Raw genomic sequence first — 3,338 nt, forward strand, 5'->3', positions numbered from 1 at the left:
CCGCATACGTCGAAAGGCTATCGCTCGGATTTCGACATCCTTGTCATCGTCAGCAACAAGGAACTGGCCGATCCCAAATACTGGGACAAGGCAACCGACCGGCTGATGTGGGACAAGGAGATCGAGACGCCCGTGGGTCTTATCGTGCATGGCGCCCGCGAAATCAGCAATTTTTTACATGACGGCCAATACTTCTTCGTCGATCTCGCTCGCGAAGGTGTGGTCCTTTACGAATTCGACGACCGGCCGCTGGCTGAAGCGAAACCGCTCAGCCCTTCCGATGCACTTAGGGTTGCCGAGGAGCATTTCCGCAGGCATTTTCCTGATGCGCGAGATTTCGCTGATGTAGCAAAATATCTTGTTGCGAAAGGTAACCTGCACCTAGCCGCCTTCAATCTCCATCAGGCAGTGGAGAGCGCCTATAACTGCTACCTGCTGACACTGACAAACTATTCGCCCGCGTCTCACAACCTCAAATTCCTGCGTGGACTGTCCGAAAGTCGCGATCACCGTTTGATCGACATCTGGCCGCGCGATCGTCAGCGATTTACCACGTGGTACAACATCCTGAATGAGGCCTACGTCAAGGCCCGCTATTCGAAGCGTTTCGAGGTTTCCGAAGAAGCGCTGACCTGGCTTCAGGAGCGGACGACGGAACTTCACAGTCTGGTTGAGACGCTCTGCCGCGAGCACATCGAAAAGCTCAAACAGGCCGCGGGACAAGCCGCAAATTCCAGCGACTGAGCTTCACGGGTGGCAGAATAATCCTGAGCTCAGGCAGCAGCCACCGCAGCGTCCTGAATCATAGGGTCAGCAAGCCCCGGGAATAGGCAACCACTGCAATGGAATATGGGACGTGATGGTCGAGCCTGTCCGGACGGGAACGCGCTCCCCTATAGCGCCGAAGTGAGCGGAAGGACAGGCGTGAGTCTTGCTGTGACGGCACAATGAGTAGGCATTCTGAATGAGATCGAAGGCGCGTTAGGAGGGATCGTTTCACTCTTTGCCGGTGACAATCGGCAAAGTCGTAAGATGCCTGTCGATGGCCCGGACAACATCATTGTGCATGGGAAGATTGGTCTTTTCGGTCTCCCATCTTTCCATGAATTGAGCGACGGTTTCGTTGGCGGTGTCGAGGACGAGCCTCTTGGCCAGGTTGGCTTTTGCGGATAGATGTGCCAGCTCGTCCGTTGTGAAACCGGTGAAATCCTTCGTCCTGCTGAAGGTCAGTTCGGATTTCTCGTTTGCGATATACGGGATCGCCACGCTTGTCCGCCGCAGTGCGAGACAAAGACAAATCAGTTTGACATTTTGGTTATTAAGTCAGTTTGACTGAGTTTATGATGTTTTTTGTAAACTTGAATCAGGTTTGAATATGCATTATTATGCTCAGTATGGCTGAGCAACGCACGTCACTTTTAAACCGACTTGAACGAGATCTTCCCGAGGGACTGGTCGTAGATGCCGCATGGCTTGAGGAGCGTGGCATAGCCAGCAATCTGCGCGCTTATTATGTCAAGAACGATTGGTTGGAACAGCCAGTGCGCAGCGTTTATAGAAAACCGCGCGGCGAACTGAACTGGCAGCAGGTGGTCATATCGCTCCAGACTCTGCTTTCGAGAATGCCGCTTTACGTTGGCGGCCGCACTGCGCTGGAGCTACAGGGCTATGCGCATTACCTCTCTTATGAGATGAAGACCGTCCACCTTTACGGTATTGAAAAGCCACCTGCCTGGCTGGGCAAGCTGAACCTTTCCCAGCGCTTTGTTTATCACAACAGCGCGACCTTGTTCCCCAACGATCCGGCCAGCCAAGGGCCAAGCGGCCTTGCATGGCATACCGTCGATGGACAAGAAAGTGGCCTGACCACTGTTGCGTGGGGGCATTGGGACTGGCCGCTGATGCTTTCACGGCCCGAACGGGCCTATCTCGAAATGCTCGACGAACTGCCGCGCCACGAGAGTTTTCATCAGGCCGACATGATCATGCAAAATGCTGCAAATTTCAGTCCAAGGCGGCTGCAAAAACTGCTGAAGGATTGCAACAGCGTGAAGGTCAAGCGGCTTTTCTTCTTCTTTGCTGATCGCCACAGCCATGCCTGGCTCAAGCGTCTGGATAAGACGGCAATCGATCTGGGCAAGGGTAAACGTATGCTTGTCCCTGGCGGCAAGCTTGATTCGGCCTATCTCATCACCGTACCAGAGGATCTCGATGCCGTTTCGTGACCAGTACCAAGCCCAGGTCCGGCTGCTGATGCGCCTCATTCCCATCGTTGCCCGTGAAACATGCTTTGCTCTAAAGGGCGGTACGGCGATCAATCTGTTTGTGCGAGACCTGCCGCGTCTCTCCGTTGATATCGATCTAATGTATTTGCCCATGCACGAAAGGTCTGAGGCGCTGGTGGAAATCGACGCTGCCATGAAACGCATCAAGACTTCCGCATTGACAGATCTGCGCGGCGCACGCGTCACCGAAAACGTGCATGATGGCGCTGTCTTGCGGCTTCTTGTGATGGCAGAGGGAACGCAGGTGAAGATCGAAGTCTCACCCGTCCTGCGGGGTGTCGTTCACGAACCGTTCATCGCCCCCGTCACCGAAGCCGTTGAAGAGGTGTTCGGCTTTGCGGAAACCAATGTCGTTTCATTCGAAGACCTTTTTGCGGGCAAGCTTGTTGCCGCGCTGGACCGCCAACATCCGCGCGACCTTTTCGATGTGCGGGGATTGCTTACCCATGAGGGCCTGAGCGATGAACTTCGCGAAGCGTTCATTATTTATCTGCTTAGCCACAATCGCCCGATGGGTGAAGTGCTGTCGGGCCGCGTCAAAGACCTTGCGAATGAATACCGCAATGGCTTTGAGGGCATGACCGAGGAGGTCATTGCCATGGAAGAACTGATCAAGACGCAGCATGAAATGATAGAGACACTGATCGGAGGAATGCCTGATCATCACCGTGCATTTTTGATCGGCTTCGAGCTCGGTGAACCGGACTGGTCATTATTGAGGATCAGCCATGTCGCGGAACTTCCGGCGATCCGCTGGCGGCAGCGCAATCTGGATAAACTCAATCCCGACCAACGATCCGACCTGGTTGAATTGCTGCGGGCCTCCCTTGAAAGGCGCACAAAGTGATAGGAGCTTTGCGGTATGGTCCCTGATCAGGCTGCCGCTCTGAGGTCGAAATTCGCGTGGATGACTTCGTAGGGTACGTGAACCTTTCCGTCTTCGGTTTGTTCGAATATACCCCAGTCCGACAACGCGGACACGTCCTGGTGGACACGCTTAACGTCACGTTCGACGGATCGGGCAAGTCCGCGTATGCTCGATGGACCGATCTT

4 protein-coding genes and 1 pseudogene are annotated in these 3,338 nt (G+C 54.4%); 3 read left to right on the top strand and 2 right to left on the bottom strand.

Annotated features, from left to right (window positions below):
• Positions 1–744: HEPN domain-containing protein (locus tag AGR1_RS29395; RefSeq protein WP_149149240.1), on the top strand; the 744-nt coding region annotated here is incomplete at its 5' end.
• A gap of 252 nt (positions 745–996) precedes the next feature.
• Here the strand turns inward: AGR1_RS29395 and AGR1_RS29400 are convergent.
• Complete coding sequence (locus tag AGR1_RS29400; protein ID WP_187772333.1) at positions 997–1,266, bottom strand: hypothetical protein; 270 nt, start codon at positions 1,264–1,266, stop codon at positions 997–999.
• Positions 1,267–1,394: 128 nt separating this feature from the next.
• On the opposite strand from AGR1_RS29400, the gene AGR1_RS29405 reads away from it, so the two are divergent.
• Together AGR1_RS29405 and AGR1_RS29410 are read left to right on the top strand one after the other, a co-directional pair.
• Positions 1,395–2,225: a type IV toxin-antitoxin system AbiEi family antitoxin domain-containing protein gene (locus AGR1_RS29405; RefSeq protein WP_149149241.1), complete on the top strand. Its 831-nt coding sequence runs from the start codon at positions 1,395–1,397 to the stop codon at positions 2,223–2,225.
• Positions 2,212–3,132 carry a nucleotidyl transferase AbiEii/AbiGii toxin family protein gene (locus tag AGR1_RS29410; protein WP_149149242.1) on the top strand — a complete coding sequence of 307 codons (921 nt, stop codon included), beginning with the start codon at positions 2,212–2,214 and terminating at the stop codon, positions 3,130–3,132. Before AGR1_RS29405 ends, AGR1_RS29410 begins: the two co-directional genes overlap by 14 nt.
• A gap of 26 nt (positions 3,133–3,158) precedes the next feature.
• Here AGR1_RS29410 and AGR1_RS29810 read toward each other — a convergent pair.
• A pseudogene (locus tag AGR1_RS29810) lies at positions 3,159–3,338 on the bottom strand (transcriptional regulator); the annotation flags it as partial.

It is taken from the genome of Agrobacterium sp. B1(2019) (assembly GCF_008274755.1).
In the GTDB taxonomy this organism is placed as follows: Bacteria; Pseudomonadota; Alphaproteobacteria; order Rhizobiales; family Rhizobiaceae; genus Agrobacterium; species Agrobacterium salinitolerans.

Excerpts from the sequence above, each read along its gene's own strand:
- AGR1_RS29405 (WP_149149241.1), top strand. The coding sequence starts at position 1,395 with ATGGCTGAGCAACGCACGTCACTTTTAAACCGACTTGAACGAGATCTT.
- AGR1_RS29410 (WP_149149242.1), top strand. The coding sequence starts at position 2,212 with ATGCCGTTTCGTGACCAGTACCAAGCCCAGGTCCGGCTGCTGATGCGC.